Source organism: Pleomorphomonas sp. JP5 (assembly GCF_023721815.1).
Taxonomy (GTDB): domain Bacteria; phylum Pseudomonadota; class Alphaproteobacteria; order Rhizobiales; family Pleomorphomonadaceae; genus Pleomorphomonas.
In genome coordinates this window covers 790,677-806,653 of record NZ_JAMDLI010000007.1, presented here as the reverse complement: position 1 = coordinate 806,653, position 15,977 = coordinate 790,677, and the positions used below count along the sequence as shown (strand labels likewise).

The 15,977-nt window shown below is 64.1% G+C and carries 13 protein-coding genes; 1 reads left to right on the top strand and 12 read right to left on the bottom strand.

Going from position 1 to position 15,977, the window contains the following annotated elements; all coding sequences use genetic code 11:
• Nucleotides 1-15: 15 nt before the first annotated feature.
• The 6 genes from M4J40_RS10650 to rpmH all read right to left on the bottom strand — a co-directional run bounded on the left by M4J40_RS10650 (nucleotide 16) and on the right by rpmH (nucleotide 4,880).
• Nucleotides 16-711 carry a pyrimidine 5'-nucleotidase gene (locus M4J40_RS10650; protein WP_251754108.1) on the bottom strand — a complete coding sequence of 232 codons (696 nt, stop codon included), beginning with the start codon at nucleotides 709-711 and terminating at the stop codon, nucleotides 16-18.
• A complete protein-coding gene (argB, locus tag M4J40_RS10645) occupies nucleotides 711-1,616 on the bottom strand; it encodes an acetylglutamate kinase (protein WP_251754107.1) in 906 nt (301 codons plus the stop codon). Before argB ends, M4J40_RS10650 begins: the two co-directional genes overlap by 1 nt.
• Before the next feature lie 106 nt (nucleotides 1,617-1,722).
• Complete coding sequence (gene yihA, locus M4J40_RS10640; protein ID WP_251754106.1) at nucleotides 1,723-2,373, bottom strand: ribosome biogenesis GTP-binding protein YihA/YsxC; 651 nt, start codon at nucleotides 2,371-2,373, stop codon at nucleotides 1,723-1,725.
• A gap of 105 nt (nucleotides 2,374-2,478) precedes the next feature.
• Nucleotides 2,479-4,287 carry a membrane protein insertase YidC gene (gene yidC, locus M4J40_RS10635; RefSeq protein WP_251754105.1) on the bottom strand — a complete coding sequence of 603 codons (1,809 nt, stop codon included), beginning with the start codon at nucleotides 4,285-4,287 and terminating at the stop codon, nucleotides 2,479-2,481.
• The gene (gene rnpA, locus M4J40_RS10630; RefSeq protein ID WP_251754271.1) at nucleotides 4,284-4,691 is read right to left on the bottom strand and encodes a ribonuclease P protein component; all 408 of its coding nucleotides are present in this window, start codon (nucleotides 4,689-4,691) and stop codon (nucleotides 4,284-4,286) included. The genes yidC and rnpA overlap by 4 nt, the downstream gene beginning before the upstream one ends.
• Before the next feature lie 54 nt (nucleotides 4,692-4,745).
• The gene (gene rpmH / locus M4J40_RS10625) at nucleotides 4,746-4,880 is read right to left on the bottom strand and encodes a 50S ribosomal protein L34 (RefSeq protein ID WP_026781973.1); all 135 of its coding nucleotides are present in this window, start codon (nucleotides 4,878-4,880) and stop codon (nucleotides 4,746-4,748) included.
• A gap of 398 nt (nucleotides 4,881-5,278) precedes the next feature.
• Between rpmH and M4J40_RS10620 the strand changes: the two genes are divergently transcribed.
• The gene (locus M4J40_RS10620; RefSeq protein ID WP_251754104.1) at nucleotides 5,279-6,724 is read left to right on the top strand and encodes a HAMP domain-containing sensor histidine kinase; all 1,446 of its coding nucleotides are present in this window, start codon (nucleotides 5,279-5,281) and stop codon (nucleotides 6,722-6,724) included.
• A gap of 62 nt (nucleotides 6,725-6,786) precedes the next feature.
• Here the strand turns inward: M4J40_RS10620 and nagB are convergent, their stop codons facing one another.
• The 6 genes from nagB to M4J40_RS10590 all read right to left on the bottom strand — a co-directional run bounded on the left by nagB (nucleotide 6,787) and on the right by M4J40_RS10590 (nucleotide 15,676).
• On the bottom strand, nucleotides 6,787-7,533 hold the full coding sequence (nagB, locus tag M4J40_RS10615; protein ID WP_251754103.1) for a glucosamine-6-phosphate deaminase: 747 nt from the start codon (nucleotides 7,531-7,533) through the stop codon (nucleotides 6,787-6,789).
• A 108-nt stretch (nucleotides 7,534-7,641) separates the two neighbouring features.
• Nucleotides 7,642-8,850 carry an ROK family transcriptional regulator gene (locus tag M4J40_RS10610; RefSeq protein WP_251754102.1) on the bottom strand — a complete coding sequence of 403 codons (1,209 nt, stop codon included), beginning with the start codon at nucleotides 8,848-8,850 and terminating at the stop codon, nucleotides 7,642-7,644.
• Nucleotides 8,851-8,939: 89 nt separating this feature from the next.
• Nucleotides 8,940-9,827 (bottom strand): helix-turn-helix transcriptional regulator, encoded by an 888-nt coding sequence (locus tag M4J40_RS10605; RefSeq protein WP_251754101.1) that lies wholly within the window; start codon nucleotides 9,825-9,827, stop codon nucleotides 8,940-8,942.
• A 52-nt stretch (nucleotides 9,828-9,879) separates the two neighbouring features.
• A complete protein-coding gene (ptsP, locus tag M4J40_RS10600; protein ID WP_251754100.1) occupies nucleotides 9,880-12,426 on the bottom strand; it encodes a phosphoenolpyruvate--protein phosphotransferase in 2,547 nt (848 codons plus the stop codon).
• 120 nt (nucleotides 12,427-12,546) lie between these two features.
• Nucleotides 12,547-13,689, bottom strand: coding sequence for a mannitol-1-phosphate 5-dehydrogenase (locus tag M4J40_RS10595; protein ID WP_251754097.1), 1,143 nt, complete (start codon nucleotides 13,687-13,689; stop codon nucleotides 12,547-12,549).
• A gap of 67 nt (nucleotides 13,690-13,756) precedes the next feature.
• A complete protein-coding gene (locus tag M4J40_RS10590) occupies nucleotides 13,757-15,676 on the bottom strand; it encodes a PTS mannitol transporter subunit IICBA (RefSeq protein ID WP_251754096.1) in 1,920 nt (639 codons plus the stop codon).
• Between the last annotated feature and the right edge of the window lie 301 nt (nucleotides 15,677-15,977).

Sequence of the window (15,977 nt, the reverse complement as noted above, 5' to 3'; positions counted from 1 at the left end):
GCGGTGCATGGCTCATCAGCCGGAAAGCGCGTCTGCGATGCCGGCTAGGAAGGAAGGCAGGTTGGCCGTGACGAAGTCGGAGACCGGCGGCATAGGTCGCGGCGCCTGGCCACCAATCACGAGAACCGTGCGCATGCCGAGAGCTCGCGGCACGGCGAGGTTGCGTGGCGAATCCTCAAACATGGCGGCAGTGGCCGGTTCGACGCCAAAACGGTCGAAAAAAGCGGCGTAGGTCGCTTCCGCCGGCTTGGGCAGATAGCCGGCGTCCACGATGTCGAACACGCCGTCGAACCGGTCGGCGATGGCGAGGCGGCGGAGCGTCTCGCCGACATGGGCGTGGGTCCCGGAGGTCAGGATGAACTTGCGCCCCGGTAGACGGGACAAGGCATCGGACAGCCCGGCATCCGGCGCGAGCGCCGAGCGATCGACGGCGTGCACATCGGCGAGGAACGCGACGGGGTCGACGCCATGTTCCTCCATCAGTCCGCGCAACGTCGTTCCGTAGCGAGCCGCATAGCTTTTCTGGAGAGCTACCGCATCTTCCCCAGAGGCGCCTGTCACCCGCGCGGTATAGGCGCGGATGCGGCTTATCACAGCTTTGAACACGCCGCTTTCCGGCGGATAAAGCGTGTCGTCGAGATCGAAGACCCAATCCCGAACGCCGGCAAATGCGGAAAGGTCGCCGCCGGCAAGCGATGTGTCCTCGGTCATCAGCGGCGAATTATCGTGCCGGCGCCGGTCTCGGTAAAGATCTCCAGCAGAACGGCATGCGCCGTCTTGCCATTGACGATCACCGCCGCGTCGACCCCACGCTTCAGCGCGTCGAAGCAGGTTTCCACCTTGGGGATCATGCCACCGGATATGGTGCCGTCGGCGATCAGGGCCTGCGCCTCGGCGCGGGTGAGCTGCTTGAGAAGCTGGCCCTCGCGGTTAAGTACGCCCGGCACATCGGTCAGGAACAGCAGGCGCGCGGCATGCAACGCACCGGCAATGGCGCCGGCGAAGGTATCGGCGTTGACGTTGTAGGTCTCGCCATCGACACCCGGAGCGACAGGGGCCACCACCGGGATCAGATCCTCCTTGGCAACCATGTCGAGCACGGCCGGGTTGACCACCTTGGGTTCACCGACGAAGCCAAGGTCGATCACCTTCTCGATCTCGCTGTCGGGATCGCGCATGGTGCGCGTTGCCTTCTCGACCGTGAGAAGATTGCCGTCCTTGCCGCAAAGGCCGATGGCCCTGCCGCCCTCGGCATTGAGGGCCGAGACGATCTGCTTGTTGATGGAGCCGGCCAGCACCATCTCGACGATTTCCATCGTGGCGCGATCGGTGACGCGCAGGCCGTTCTTGAACTCGCTCTTGATGCCGAGCTTGTCGAGCATCGAACCAATCTGCGGTCCGCCGCCGTGGACGACGATCGGCTTCATGCCCGACTGCTTCAAAAGCACGATATCGCGGGCGAAGGCGCGCGCCAGATCGGGGTCGCCCATGGCATGACCACCGTATTTGACCACGATGGTCTTGTCGTCATAACGCTGCATATAAGGCAGCGCTTCCGAGATGATGCGAGCGCGCGACAGCATCTCTTCGGCGGATTCAGGCGTGGATGGGGTCATGACGGCCTCGCGTCGGTTGGATCGTGAACGCCTATAGCCGATCGGGGGGCGAGGCTCAACGGCCGAACAGCGAACGCAAGACCCGACGCTCCACCGCCGCCGTGGCTCAGGCGCCTGCCAGCAACCTGGAAATTGCAGCCTTGAGATCGTCGATGCCGGCGCCCTTCTCGCTGGAGGTGGCCAGCACCTCGGGGAAGGCCGCCGGGCGCTTGCGAATACGCTCGGCAGTGTCGGCGAGCACCTTCTCTATGCCGCCGGGCTTCAGCTTGTCGGCCTTGGTGAGCACGATCTGGTAGGACACCGCCGCCTTGTCGAGCAGCGTCAGCACGTCCTCATCGTTCTTCTTGAGGCCGTGGCGGGCATCGATCAGCACGTAGACACGCCGGAGATTGGGACGGCCGCGCAGATAATCGCGGATCAACGCGTTCCAGACGTCGACCTTCTCCTTGGGCGCCTCGGCATACCCGTATCCAGGCATGTCGACGAGCAGCAGACCGGCGTCGACCTCTGGTTTGAACAGATTGAGCTCTTGGGTGCGGCCCGGCGTATTAGAGGTGCGTGCGAGGCCTTGCTGACCGGTCAGGGCGTTGATCAGGCTGGATTTCCCGACATTGGAGCGGCCGGCGAAGGCAACCTCGATCGTTCCGGCGAACGGGGGCAGATCGTCCACGTTCGCCATGCCCCGTACGAAGGCCCAGGGGCGGGCGAACAGCAGGCGCGTCGCCTCGGGATCGATCACAGTGCGGGTTTCGTCCATCGTGGAAATCCTGGGCTGTCGGCGGCGGGCGGCCTCGCCCTCATAACGGAAACGGACCGGCTTGATGTAGCCGGTCCGCCGATCTTACTCGCTTTGGCAGCCTTTTCAGCCTGCCTTCGGCTTCTTGGCGAATGTGCTCTTCAGATTGTCGAACAGCTCGATCTTGACGCCGTGCTTCTTCATGATCAGCGACTGCTGCAAGATCGAGAGGGTGTTGTTCCACGACCAGTAGATCACGAGACCAGCCGGGAAAGACGCCATCATGAAGGTGAAGACGATCGGCATCCAGGTGAAGAGCATCGCCTGCGTCGGGTCGGGCGGCGTCGGGTTCAGCTTCATCTGCACGAACATCGTGATGCCCATGATGATCGGCCAGATGCCGAGCATCAGCATGTGCGGCGGCGTCCAGGGAATCAGCCCGAACAGGTTGAAGATCGTCGTCGGGTCCGAGGCGGACAGGTCGTGGATCCAGCCGAAGAAGGGCGCGTGACGCATTTCGATCGTCACGTAGAGCACCTTGTAGAGCGAGAAGAACACGGGGATCTGCACGACGATCGGCAGACAGCCGGCCAGCGGGTTGATCTTCTCCCGCTTGTACAGCTCCATGGTCTCTTGCTGCTGCTTGACCTTGTCGTCCGGGTACTTGGCCTTGATGTCGGCCATGGCCGGCTGCAGCATCTTCATCTTGCTCATCGACGCGTAGGACTTGTTGGCGAGCGGGAAGAAGATGGCCTTGACGATCAGCGTCACCAGGAGGATGGCGATACCGAAGTTGCCGACCAGGACGTAGAGCCAGTCGATCAGCAGGAACATCGGCTTGGTGATCCAGTAGAACCAGCCCCAGTCGATCAGGCGATCGAACTTTGGAATGCCGAGTTCGCGCTCGTAGGCATCGACGCGAGCCACCGTCTTGGCGCCGGCAAACAGGCGTGTCTCGGTAGCGGCGGTGCCACCAGCGGGAATTTCCAGAGGATCACGAAGATAGTTTGCCTGGTAGGTGTCGATGTTGCCGGCAAGAGCCCAGGAGAAGCGCGGCTGGAACTTGGTGCCGTCCTCGGGGATCAGCGCCGTCGCCCAATATTTGTCGGTGATGCCAAGCCAGCCGGACGTGACCGGATCGGGCTTCACGCCTTCGCTATCCTTCAGGTTCTTGTAGGTGGTCTCGGTGAGTCCCTCGTCGCCAAACACGCCGAGCAGGCCCTCGTGCAGAACCCAGGTGCCCGGCACCTGCGGCGTGCCGTAACGGGTAACGAGGCCATAAGGATAGACGGTGGCGACGGAACCGGACGTGTTGGCGACGGAGTCCTTCACCGTGAACATGGAGTGGGAGTCGACGGAAACCTCGCGGGTAAAGACAAGACCGGCGCCATTGTCCCAGGTAAGCGTGACCGGCGTCGAGGGCGTCAGGCGAGCACCCTCAGGCGCCGTCCATACCGTGTCGGCACCGGGCAGCTTCACGCCGGTCCCGGCCGGAGCCATAAAGCCGAACTCGGCGTAGTAGGCGTGATCCGTGCCGAAGGGGTTCAGCAGCTTCACGAGAGGCGAGTCGGGTTCGATTGTCTCGCGGTAAAGCTTCAGCGAAAGGTCGTCGATACGAGCGCCGGAAAGGCTGATCGAGCCGGCAAGCTCGGGCGTGTCGATTGCAACGCGCGGGCTTTTGGCGAGCGCTTCCTCGCGGGAGACGAAAGCCGCTGTGGTGTTGAGGCTAACCGTCGGGGCCGCGCCATCGGCCGCAGTTGCGCCGTCAGCCTTGCCGTCGGCCGGAGCCGTAGTGGTCTGGCCGTCCTGCTGCTGAGCCGCCTGCTGGGCGATCTGGGCCTTTTCGAGCTGCGGACCAGCAACGAAATACTGCCAGCCGAGCAGCACGGCCAACGACAGCGCAATGGCCAGGATCATATTGCGGTTTTCGGTCATGGACCTTTTTCTTCCTCGCTCGGCGCCGGCTTCAGCGCCTCTTTGCCGCCGCGCGGCCTTGTCTTGTCGGAGGCCGCAGCGCGAACGGCGCCGACGACTTCGGCGACCAGATCGGAAAACGGCATGTCCAGTGCCGGACGACGGCCGACCAGCACGAAATCGCGCCCGGGATCGGCTGCCATGGCGCCGGCGAGCCGTACCGCCTCCTTGAGACGGCGCCTGATGCGGTTGCGCACCACGGCGTTGCCCATCTTCTTGGTCACCGTGAAACCGAAGCGAGCATCCGCTCCGGCCTCCCCCTCCGCCCCATCGGGACGGCGGAGCGATTGCAGCAAAAAGCCGCGCCGGGGTGTTCGGGCACCCCGGGCGACTTTTACGTAGTCTTTTCGCTTTTTCAGCCGCATCATGTCAGGCGCCTCGCAAGCTGGTTGGCCAGCGTCCGCCATGAACAAGGCCGATCACGCCGACAGACGCTTGCGCCCCTGGGCCCGACGGCGGGCAATAACCTTGCGACCACCAGCAGTGGCCATGCGCGCACGGAAGCCGTGACGGCGCTTGCGAATGAGCTTGGACGGCTGATAAGTCCGCTTCATGGTCGTTTGCCCGCCTCGCGGGCCCCTCGTTCTGGCGGCTCTCCGGCCTCGAAGCGCCTTGCGCCTCGCCTTCGGACAGCTCTTGTGTCTCAACAGGGAAATCGGCCACGGCATATGCGGCCAAGCCGGCCGAAAGACCGGTGGCGCCCTTCCGATCGGAGGGGCTTATACGGGACGGACGGAGGCGCGTCAACGCATCAATGCCAAGCAAACCGCAGCTTGACCACCTGTTCGCGCGGCATTTTGAAGACTGCTGACAGCTGCGGGCACTCCACCGCGCTAGGATATGGGCAAATATGGCGACGCGACAGAATTTTACCTTATTTCGGACGCGGGCCTCTTCCAATTTCTGCGCAAAGCGACAGATAGAGAGCATTATTTTTTCGGAATCGCCCAGCATGGCCCAGACTGACACTTCCGGCGGCATCACCAAGCCGCACTTCCCGACCAAGCACACATTCAGTCTGTCCTTCAAACTTCTGGTCTTCACGATCCTGTTCGTGATGTTCGCCGAAGTGCTGATGTTCGTTCCGGCTATCGCCAACTTCCAGCGCAACTACATCGAATCGAAGATACGCACCGCCGGGATCGTCGCCCACACGCTGACCACCTATCCCGAGACGGCGCTGCCCCGCACCATTCAGGCCGATCTCCTGAACCGCCTCGACGCCTATGCCGTCGCCGTGCGATCGGAGGGCATGAAACAGCTGGTCGCCATGGCCGATGCCCCGCCCACGGTGACCCGCAGCATCGATTTCGACAGTCAACGGGCGCATGGCCTCGTGATGGAGGCGTTGGACACTATGCTGTTCGGCGGCGACCGAACCATCCGTGTTACCGGAAAATACGACGACGAAGGCGAAGTCGAAGTGGTGTTTTCCGAAACGCACCTCCGGAATGAGATCCTGCATTTCGCTGGCGGCTTGCTTATGGTGTCCTTCCTGATCTCGGCTTTCGTCGGCGTTCTGGTGTTTTTCTCCATCCAGTATCTGATGGTCATTCCGATGCGGCGCCTGGGCAAGTCCATCTACAAATGGGCTCAGGAGCCCGAGAGCGACGCCTATCTTGTCCGCTACGGCGGCCGGACCGATGAGATCGGCCGCGCCGAGTTCGCCGCGGCGGCCATGCAGCAGCGCATTCAGGAGCTTTTCAAGCAGCAGAAGCGGCTGGTCGAGCTCGGCCTCGCAGTTTCGAAGATCAACCATGACCTTCGCAACCTGCTCGCTTCGGCCCAGCTCATTTCCGACCGTCTGACGATGATCCCCGATCCTTCGGTACAGCGCTTCGCGCCCAAGCTGGTGTCTGCCATCGATCGGGCCATCAACTACTGCCAGTCTGTCCTCGCCTACGGCAAGGCGCAGGAGGCCCCTCCTTCGCGCCGGCTTCTGTCGCTGTCTCGGCTTTGCACCGACGTCGCGGAAATGACCGGCCTCATTCAGCATGCAAACATCGAGTGGGTGAACGCGGTGCCGGAAGATCTCGAAGTGGATGCCGATTCGGACCAGTTGTTCCGGGTACTGCTCAACCTTGTGCGCAACGCGGCGCAAGCGCTCGAGCAATGCAAGGATGATGCACTGGTGCGCCGGCTCACGGTGTCGGCGGAACGCGACGGAACGAAGGTCCGCATCCAGGTTTCCGACACGGGACCAGGCCTGTCGCAGAAGGCGCGCGAGTCGCTGTTCAAACCGTTCTCCGGATCCGTGCGCTCTGGTGGAACCGGACTTGGCCTTGCCATCGTCGCCGAGTTGGTCAGGGCGCATGGGGGCACCATTTCCTGTCTGGATGGTGGCCCAGGCGCCACCTTCGTCATCGACATCCCAGATCGGCCGGCGCGCGCCGCCTGAACATGCAAAAGCGGCGGCGCCCTGAAAGCGCCGCCGCTCGCAAATGCAATGACGCGGGCGTTTTATTCCGCAGCCAAGCTCTCACCGGCCACGCCGGCCCCACTCTCGGCGTCCAGCCACCAAGTGACGTTGGCGTGACGACGCAGCGCCGTGGCCGGACACTCAGGGCCAATGGGCCCCGTGAGCGCGGCACGCACCGCCTCTCGCTTGGTAGCGCCGGTGGCCAGAACGATAATTTCACGCGACTCGAGAATTGTGCCGATCCCCATCGTCATGGCCTTGGTTGGCGGCAGTTTGCCGTCAAAGAAAGCCGAGTTGGCCTCCAGGGTGGATGCTTCGAGATCGACGACGCGCGTGCGAGCGGCAAAGTCGGCGCCCGGTTCGTTGAAGCCGATATGTCCATTGCGGCCGATGCCGAGAAGCTGGAGATCGATGCCTCCCGCTTCGCGCATCATCGCCTCATAGCGGCTGGCGAAGGCGGAGGTATCGGCGGCAAGGCCATCGGGCACGAACGTCCTTGCCTTGTCGATATCGACGAGATCGAACAACTGGCTGTCCATTGTCGACCGGTAGGAGCGCGGGTCTTCGGGCGGCAAGCCGACATACTCATCGAGGTTGAAGGACGTCACGCGGGCAAAGCTGATCTCGCCAGCCCTATGCAGCGCCACAAGCCGCTCGTAGACCGGTTCCATGGTGGCGCCGGTGGCAAGGCCAAGAACGATACTCGGCTTCGCCTTGAGGCGCTCGGCGATGCGGTCGGCGACGGCATGAGCCGCCGCGATGGTTGTGGGAAAATGGTTGATCGACATTTCATACTCCATCGACCGGCCGCAGCTCGGCAATCGTCATCTCTTGATGAGATGATGGCGATGGTTAATTAGTTCGTCAAGATGCCGAACATAAAATTTCGGTGACACTCAGCCGTGAGTGGCGGCCGGCAAACGTAGAGGCATCGGCAGATCCGCCGGACTGAACAAAAGATTGTGCGCCTGGTTGAGCGCAATAGCGACCGCCCCGGTCAGGGCGGCATGAGCGCCCAGCGTGGACACCTCGACGACGATCGGTCGGCGACTGACGCGCGGCAGCTCGGCCTTTATCCAGTCGACCACGCCCGGCAGGCAGCCGACGATGCCGCCGACCACGATCTTTCTCGGCTCAAGCAACGCATGGACAGCGACCATCGACAGCGCCGCGTTTCGGGCCAGATCGCGAGCGGCCGTGACAGCGGCCTGATCCTGCCCCTTCAGGGCAGCTTCGAAAATATCGAACGGGCTCGATGCCGCCGTTCCGCCAAGCGCCCGGTAGCGCTCTCGGATGCCACGCCTGCCAATGGTACTCTCAAGGGCACCGCGCTCCAGGCTGTCGGAGGCGGTCGGATCGCCACCAATCGGCAGGAAGCCGATCTCACCGGCGGCGCCACTGGCTCCCCGGATCAGCCGTCCCCCCGTGAGCGCGCCGAGGCCGATGCCCGTGCCCAGCGAGACGAAGGCCACTTCTTCGACTCCGACGGCGCACCCCGTCCAGGACTCTCCGATCACCGCCGCGTTGATGTCGTTCTCGATCACCACCGCGCAACCGAGCTCGGCGGACAGCAGGGTGCGAACATCGACATCGCCAAGTCCCTCGAGGTTGGGCGATAGCGATAGCCGCCCGCTCACCGGCTCGACGACACCCGGCATGGCCACAGCGGCCACCAGAACCTTTTGCCTGTCGATGCCGGCCTTGGCGACGAGTTCGGCGGACAGGCGCCCGAGCGCCGAGACCAAAGCCGTCCCGGCGAGATCGTCCGACGGCGCTTCTTCCGATGCGAGGATGTCACCGACAATGTTGGCGAGCGACAGGCGAAGCGAGGTGACCCCGAGTTCGGCGCCGATGACATAGCCTGCCGACGGATCGACCTCATAGATGACCGCGGCACGGCCAACCTTGCCCGAAGTGACCCCCTTGATGCGGACGAACCCGCCGCTTTCCAGCACGCGGATCACCTCCGACATGGTCTGCTTGGAAAGGCCGGTGATCTTGGCAAGGGCAGCCCGCGAAGTGGCGCCGGAGTTGAGGAGCACGTCCATGACGGCGCGCACCGAGATCTGGCGCAGCACCGGTGTTGCGGTATCGTCTGGGATCATCGGGCCGGGGGTCTCCCTGGGAGCGTCACGGGATCGATCCATACACCCAAAACCGCCGTTTCACAGCCCCGACGCGCGGTGTCGAACACTTACGCCTTGGCGGCGGCTCCGGCCTGCACCGAGTTTCGATATTCGGTGGGCGTGCGGCCCACCACCTTCTTGAACACCTTGTAGAAATAGTTGAAGTCGTTGAAGCCGCAGCGCTGAGCGATCTGCGACAGCGGCAGATCGTACTTCTCCAGCATGAACTTGGCTTTCCCTATCCTGACTTGCGTCAGATAGTCCGAAAAGGTCATGGCGCCTTGCTCGCGAAAGACGCGCGAGAAGTAGTTGGGGCTGATGCGCAGGTGGGCGGCCACCGTATCGCGGGTGATCTGCCGGTCGAAGTTCTCCTCTATGTAGAGGCAAGCGGCACGGAAGAAGGCAGACGATTGCCGTTCTTCCTCCGGCACGGGATTGGCGATCAGGCGGCGGGCATACTCGAGGATGGACTGGGCCAGCAAGCGGGCATCCAGGCTGGTTGCCCCTGCATCGTCGCGATGGCTCGTCATCGCCTCCACCAGATGCTGCAGTGGCCCGTTGCCGGGGATCAGGCAGCTCCGTTTTTCAACCGACACGAAGCGCCTCTCGCCGGCACTCCATCGCACGAGACTGACGCCGAGATGGGTCGCGCCGAACAAAAGGCTCAGGACCTCGACATCCTTGTCCCAGAGCGGCTGGTTCCAGCAGTTGCCCGGCACCACCAACGCTTCGTCCGGACCGAGTTCGGCTTCCACGATCCGTGCGTTTCGGTCGCAGAGAACGTTGGTGTAGGTGCCGGCGATCACGAACTCGAAGCGCGCAAACTGCACTTGCAGTGCTCCAAGCGGCGGAGCGGCGGCATCAAGGCCGAAGACGATGCGCTGCGGCCAGCCGACCTCGCCGGCAAGCGCATTCCCACGGGCAAAATCGTCGAGCGTCACGTTGGCATTCAACATGGAGCGTCTCCTTCTTGCTTCGGGGCTCGAAGAAGTGGATCGCGAAAGGAGGTCAAAGCCCGGGCCAGCGCCGGGCTACCATTGCCCGCACCTCGGCCGCGGAATCGAGCGCCAGAGCCTCCTCCGCCACGGCCCGGCAGGTGTTCCTGTCGAGCGTCCGGATGAAGGCCTTCAGGTCAGGAATGCCGGAGCGGGTGGCCGACAGGCTGGTCACGCCGAGGCCGATCAGGATGGGAGCCGCCGGCAGTTCCGAGGCGAGACCGCCGCAGACACCCACCGGACAGTCGTGGCGCGCACCGGCAGCAGCCGTGTCGGCAATCGTCTTCAGCACCGCCGGGTGCAGCGAGTCGATCTCTGGGGCGAGCTCGGTGTTGCCGCGATCCATGGCCAGCACATACTGGGCGAGATCGTTGGTCCCGATGGAAAAGAAATCGGCTTCCTTTGCCAGCTTGTCGGCCATGGCCACGGCGGCCGGCACCTCGATCATGATGCCCAGCGGCACATCTGCGGTCACCCCGAGCCCTGCCTTTTCTTCCTCGAAGATCGACTTGGCCCAACGAAGTTCCCCGATATCGGCGATCATCGGCATCATGATGCGGACGACAGAGACCGGTGTGACCTTGAGGATGGCGCGGAACTGCTGGCGCAACAGATCGGGTCGGCGTCTGGAAACCCGGATGCCCCGCACGCCGAGGATCGGATTCTCCTCGGCCGCCTGCTTCAGATAGGGAAGCGGCTTGTCGCCGCCGATATCCAGCGTGCGGATGGTCAGCGGCTTTCCGCGCAGCGCGTCGGCGATGGCCTGGTATTCGGCCTGCTGCTCCGCTTCGGTTGGCGCTGTCGGCCGATCGAGAAACAGGAACTCGGTCCTGAGCAGCCCGGATCCCTCCGCGCCAAAAGCCAGACCGCGCGCCGCATCGGCCACCGAACCGACGTTGGCGTAAACGGGCAGACGCGTTCCGTCGGCCATAACGCAATCGGTCGCAGCCGCCTCGCGGTTGGCGGCGCGACGGGTTTCGCGTTCGGCCGCCGCCTTGCGCGTAGCCTCGATGGTCGCCTCGGTCGGGTTCACCTGGATCTCGCCGCGCTCAGCATCGACGATGAGAGGTGCGCCTTCGGCGATACGGTGAGCGTCGCTGCCGACGGCGGCCAGCATCGGCACGCCGCTCGCCGCCGAGAGAATGGCGACATGCGAGGTACGGCCACCCTTGGCGACCACAAAGGCTGCCGGCAGACGATCGCCGAACGCCATGAACTGCGACGGCAGGAGATCGTCGGCGATGGCAATGGCGTCCTCGGGCAGCGCCAGGCTTTCGGGCGAACCGCCGGCCAGCACCGTCAACACCTGCTGTTCGAGGTCGACAAGGTCGGCAGCGCGTTCGGCAAGGCGGGCATTGTCAAGCCCGCGCAGCAAAGCTGCCTGGCCCGAAATGGTCTCGGAGAAGGCCCAACCGGCGCTCTTGCCGCGCGCGATCCGGTCACGGGCGCCTTCTAGCAACTCCGTATCCTCAAGAAGCGCGGCGTGGGCTGCCATGATCTCGCGCTGCTGCTGCGTGCGGCCGCCCGTCGCCTGCTCGGTCAGGTGAGTATGGACGCGAGCGATGGCGGCATCCAGCGCCGCGCTCTCGGTCTCCACGTCGCCACCTTCTTCTGCCGGGCGAGCTACCTTGTCCTTGAGGCGAACGGCGCGACCGATGGCCAAGCCGGGGGCCGCGACCACACCGGTCAGTCGGGGCCGGTCGTCCGGACCGAAAGGCGTGAGATCGACGGGCGCCTCGGCGGCGGAGCCGGCCTCATCGACGCCGGGCAGACTGTCCTGCCCCGCATCGACATAGGGTACGACCGGATCGCCCAGCCCGGAGACGATGGCCTCGACCACTCCATCGACCGCGGCAGCCGCATCGGAACCCTCTGCCGACACGATCAGCCGACTGCCCCAACGACTTCCGAGCGTGAGCAGAGACACCGGGCTCTTGGCGTTGGCCTTGCGTTCCCCCAGCGCGATCTCGATGGCACTCGCATACTCCTTGGCCTTGGCAGCAAGTAGTGCCGCCGGCCGCGCATGCAGACCCTCGCTCATTTCCAGCACCACGTCGCGTTCGACCCGCTCGACCGGCGGCGGCGCTTCCACGCCGATCGGCATCACCGCCATGATCTCGTCATCGAGGCCGACCGCGCCGGCAGACTTGCGCGCGGTGACATGAAAGGCGTCCTCGTTGGTGACGAGAACGGGCGTCGTCACGATGCCGCAGCTCTCCGCGAGCGCGGCGAGGTCGAAACGGATGAGAAGATCGCCGGCCGCGACATGGTCGCCTTCCGCCACCAAGGCCTCGAGACCGGCACCGCGTAGCGCTACTGCCTCAAGGCCGACGTGCACCAGGAACTCGGCGCCCTCGTCGGTCATGACCTTCACCGCGTGACCGCGACGATGCACGGAAGTGACCGTACCGGCAACCGGCGCATGCACTTCGCCGACTTCCGGCTCGATGGCGAGGCCGTCGCCCATCATGCCGAGTGCGAACATCGGATCGGGAACGTCGCCGAGCGGCACGATCCGGCCCTTGAGCGGAGCCCGGACGGAGATGGTGGAGGTGGTCATGCGCTTGTCTCCCAGTACCTTGTGTCGAGGCAAAGCCTCCCTCCGCCGCCGAGTCCGGCGACGACCGGCGATGCGAGGGGGACGAGCGCCCGTCATGCTCCCGTCACACCTCGTGGGACCCTAAATCTGGGCGGCGACGGCTATCTCGGCAAGAACCTCGGCGGGAAGGGCATTGCCGGAGAAGCGGTCCACCGCCGCAGCGACACCAACCTCGGTGACGGCGGCCTGCATCTCGACCGCCTGGGGATCGCCGTCGTTGCGGTAATGCAAGGCGGCCGCGATGCCCTTGACGAGGTTTGCATGCGGCAGGCCGTACTCCAGCGTGCCGAGCAGAGGCCGGATCAGCCTGTCGCCCTTGCCCAGCTTACGCAAGGGCTCCCTTCCGACGCGCGCCACGTCGTCGCGAATGAACGGATTGGCGAAGCGGCCGAGGATCTTCTCGATATAAGCGGCGTGTTTGTCCGGATCGAAGCCGTAGCGGCGGATCAGCACGGCGCCGCTCTCTTCCATGGCGGCCTTCACGATGGCACGGATGTCCTCGTTCTCAATGGCATCGCGAATGGTCGGCAGCCCCCTCTCGAAGCCGAGATAGGCGGTAATGGCGTGGCCGGTGTTGAGCGTGAACAGCTTGCGCTCGACGAAAGCCATCAGGTTGTCGGTCAGCTCCATGCCGGGAACGCTGTGCGTCCACCCCTTGAGTTGACCGCGATCGACGATCCACTCGGAGAACTCCTCGACAGTGACGGCGAGCGGTTCGCCTTCGACCGGAGGCGCCGGCGGCACGATGCGATCGACGGCGCTGTCGGCAAACCCCACTTCGATCTCGACCACCGCGGCGATGGCCGCCGGAAGATGGCGGAAGACCGCCTCCTTGAGCTGGGTGGTGCCGCGAATGGTATTCTCGCACGCGATGATGTTGAGCGGAGCGTGCTTGCCGGCGGCGACGCGCGCCTCAAGGCCTCGGGCGATGGTCGGTGCAATCTTCGGCAGGACCGCCGCCCCGACGGCGGTTGTCACGAGATCGGCGGAGGCAATAAGGTCGACGATATCGTCGCCGATCGACGACACGGCGGTGACACCGGTCACCTCCTCGCGGCGGCTATCATTGCCGACGATGTCGACGGAATAGCGGCCGGCACTGGCAATCTGCCCGACAAGGGTTTCGTTGACGTCGGCGAAGGTGACCCCCCATCCGGCGTCAGCAAGAATCTTGCCGATGAAACCGCGGCCGATATTGCCCGCGCCGAAATGAATGGCTCGCATGGTCGTCTCCAGAGCTTGTCTTGGGAGGGGGCCGCTCTCGGCGGCCCCCGGGTCTCAGAAGCTGAGGTCAGCCGAGATCGAGGATGCGCAGCACGTCGGCCGGGTTCTTCGTCGTCGCAAGGTGGGCGACCACCTTGGGATTCTCGAGAACCCTGGCGAGGGCCGACATGACATCCATGTGCTCATTGCCCTTGGCCGCGAGGCCGACAACGAGGCGAGCAACGTTCTCGGGATCGGGGCCGAAGAACACGCCGTCCGGATACTGGCAGACGACGATGCCCGTCTTCAGGACCTCGTTCTTCGCTTCGTTGGTGCCGTGCGGCATGGCCAGCGACTGGCCGAGGTAGGTCGACACGATGGTCTCGCGCTGGAGCATGGCGTCGATGTAGCTCGGAGTAATCGCGCCCATCTCCAGGAGCTTGGAGCCGGCGAAGCGAACGGCTTCCTCTTTGGTGGACGCGGTGAGGCCGAGGAAGATGTTTTCCTCACCGAGATTAAAAGACGAGCCACCCTCGGGCTTGCCGGCGGCCGGAGCCGCAGCGGAACCCGCCTTCGCCTTGATCTCCGCCACGATGCGGTCATAGGCCGCGCCGTCGAGGAAGTTGGTGATGGAGATGTGCGTGGCCTGGGGAGCGGCCCGACGGGCACGCTCGGTCAGGTCCTTGTGGGTAATCACCACATCCACATCACCCGGCAGCGCATTGATGGCGACATTGCTCGACCGAACGGCGCCAAGTCCGGCCTGGTCCAGCTTCTTGCGAAGCATGGAGGCGCCCATGGCGGAGGAGCCCATGCCGGCGTCGCAAGCGACGATGACCGAGCGGACCGGACCGGAGATGGCGGCGGACGGCGCGGCGGCCGGAGCGGCCATGCCCTTCGACTCAGCCTTCATGGCCTTGACGCGGGCGGTCGTGGCGGCGAGGTCTTCAACCTCTTCCGACCTGTCGGTCTTGAGCAGCACCGACGCGACGAGGAAGGTCACGAGGGCCCCCAGCGTCACGGCAGATATGACACCGACAAATCCATCGGCCGGGGTCATGCCGAGCACGGCGAAGATCGAACCGGGGGACGACGGAGCGCGCAGACCGCCACCGAGCATCATGTTGGCCGCGACGCCCGTGGCGCCACCGGCGATCATCGCGATGATCAGGCGCGGCTTCATCAGCACGTAGGGGAAGTAGATCTCGTGGATACCGCCGAAGAAGTGGATGATGGCGGCGCCTGGAGCCGATTCCTTGGCATTGCCACGGCCGAAGACCATGTAGGCGAGCAGCAGGCCAAGGCCCGGACCCGGATTGGCTTCGATGAGGAAGATCAGCGACTTGCCCTGTTCGGCGGCCTGCTGGATGCCGAGCGGGGTGAAGACGCCATGGTTGATGGCGTTGTTGAGGAACAGCACCTTGGCCGGCTCGACCAGGATAGAAGCCAGCGGAATGAGACCGGCGCTGATCAGGGCGTTGACGCCCGCGCCGAGGGCCGCCGACAGATTCTCGACGATCGGGCCGACGATCGCGAAGGCGATCATGGCCAGGATCATGCCAAGGATGCCGGCCGAGAAGTTGTTGACCAGCATCTCGAAGCCGGGGCGGATCTTGCCATCCACCATCTTGTCGAACTGCTTGATCGACCAACCGCCGAACGGACCCACCAGCATGGCGCCGAGGAACATCGGAATGTCGGTACCGACGATGACGCCGGCGGTAACGATGGCGCCGACGACGGCGCCGCGCTCACCATAAACCAGCTTGCCGCCGGTGTAGCCCAGAAGGAGCGGCAGCAAGTAGGTGATCATCGGGCCGACGAGTTTGGCGAAAAACTCGTTGGGCAACCAGCCGGTCGGGATGAAGAGAGTGGTAATGATGCCCCAGGCGATGAAAGCGCCGATGTTGGGCATCACCATGCTGCTCAGGAAGCGGCCCACTTGCTGGACGCGCACCTTGAGGTTGGACGACGACCCGTCGCCCCCTGCGGTTCCGGTATATGCCATGTCTTGGAAACTCCTCCACGAAGTCCTGTCACGCCCCGAAGGGAGACCGACAGGCCACAGGACAAGCGATCCCGTCGCCGCAACTGAGTTGCGTCGAATAAATACCAGCTCCCGGAAAGAGCTAGTCAGGTCGTTATCGCGTAAGCCTCTCCACTCCCTCCATCCCAGCCCCGTATTTCACGGTCCAGGAGATACGAAAACACCGCCACAAGCGCCTATCGACGCTCGGACTCCAGCACACTTGAATGATTGTTCTTACGGGTCTTCGTTCGATTGTGATGAAAACATGACATCACTATGA

Bases quoted from the DNA above. Each gene is read 5' to 3' on its own strand.
- M4J40_RS10650 (WP_251754108.1), bottom strand. From the start codon at position 711: ATGACCGAGGACACATCGCTTGCCGGCGGCGACCTTTCCGCATTTGCC.
- argB (WP_251754107.1), bottom strand. From the start codon at position 1,616: ATGACCCCATCCACGCCTGAATCCGCCGAAGAGATGCTGTCGCGCGCT.
- yihA (WP_251754106.1), bottom strand. From the start codon at position 2,373: ATGGACGAAACCCGCACTGTGATCGATCCCGAGGCGACGCGCCTGCTG.
- yidC (WP_251754105.1), bottom strand. From the start codon at position 4,287: ATGACCGAAAACCGCAATATGATCCTGGCCATTGCGCTGTCGTTGGCC.
- rnpA (WP_251754271.1), bottom strand. From the start codon at position 4,691: ATGCGGCTGAAAAAGCGAAAAGACTACGTAAAAGTCGCCCGGGGTGCC.
- rpmH (WP_026781973.1), bottom strand. From the start codon at position 4,880: ATGAAGCGGACTTATCAGCCGTCCAAGCTCATTCGCAAGCGCCGTCAC.
- M4J40_RS10620 (WP_251754104.1), top strand. From the start codon at position 5,279: ATGGCCCAGACTGACACTTCCGGCGGCATCACCAAGCCGCACTTCCCG.
- nagB (WP_251754103.1), bottom strand. From the start codon at position 7,533: ATGTCGATCAACCATTTTCCCACAACCATCGCGGCGGCTCATGCCGTC.
- M4J40_RS10610 (WP_251754102.1), bottom strand. From the start codon at position 8,850: ATGATCCCAGACGATACCGCAACACCGGTGCTGCGCCAGATCTCGGTG.
- M4J40_RS10605 (WP_251754101.1), bottom strand. From the start codon at position 9,827: ATGTTGAATGCCAACGTGACGCTCGACGATTTTGCCCGTGGGAATGCG.
- ptsP (WP_251754100.1), bottom strand. From the start codon at position 12,426: ATGACCACCTCCACCATCTCCGTCCGGGCTCCGCTCAAGGGCCGGATC.
- M4J40_RS10595 (WP_251754097.1), bottom strand. From the start codon at position 13,689: ATGCGAGCCATTCATTTCGGCGCGGGCAATATCGGCCGCGGTTTCATC.
- M4J40_RS10590 (WP_251754096.1), bottom strand. From the start codon at position 15,676: ATGGCATATACCGGAACCGCAGGGGGCGACGGGTCGTCGTCCAACCTC.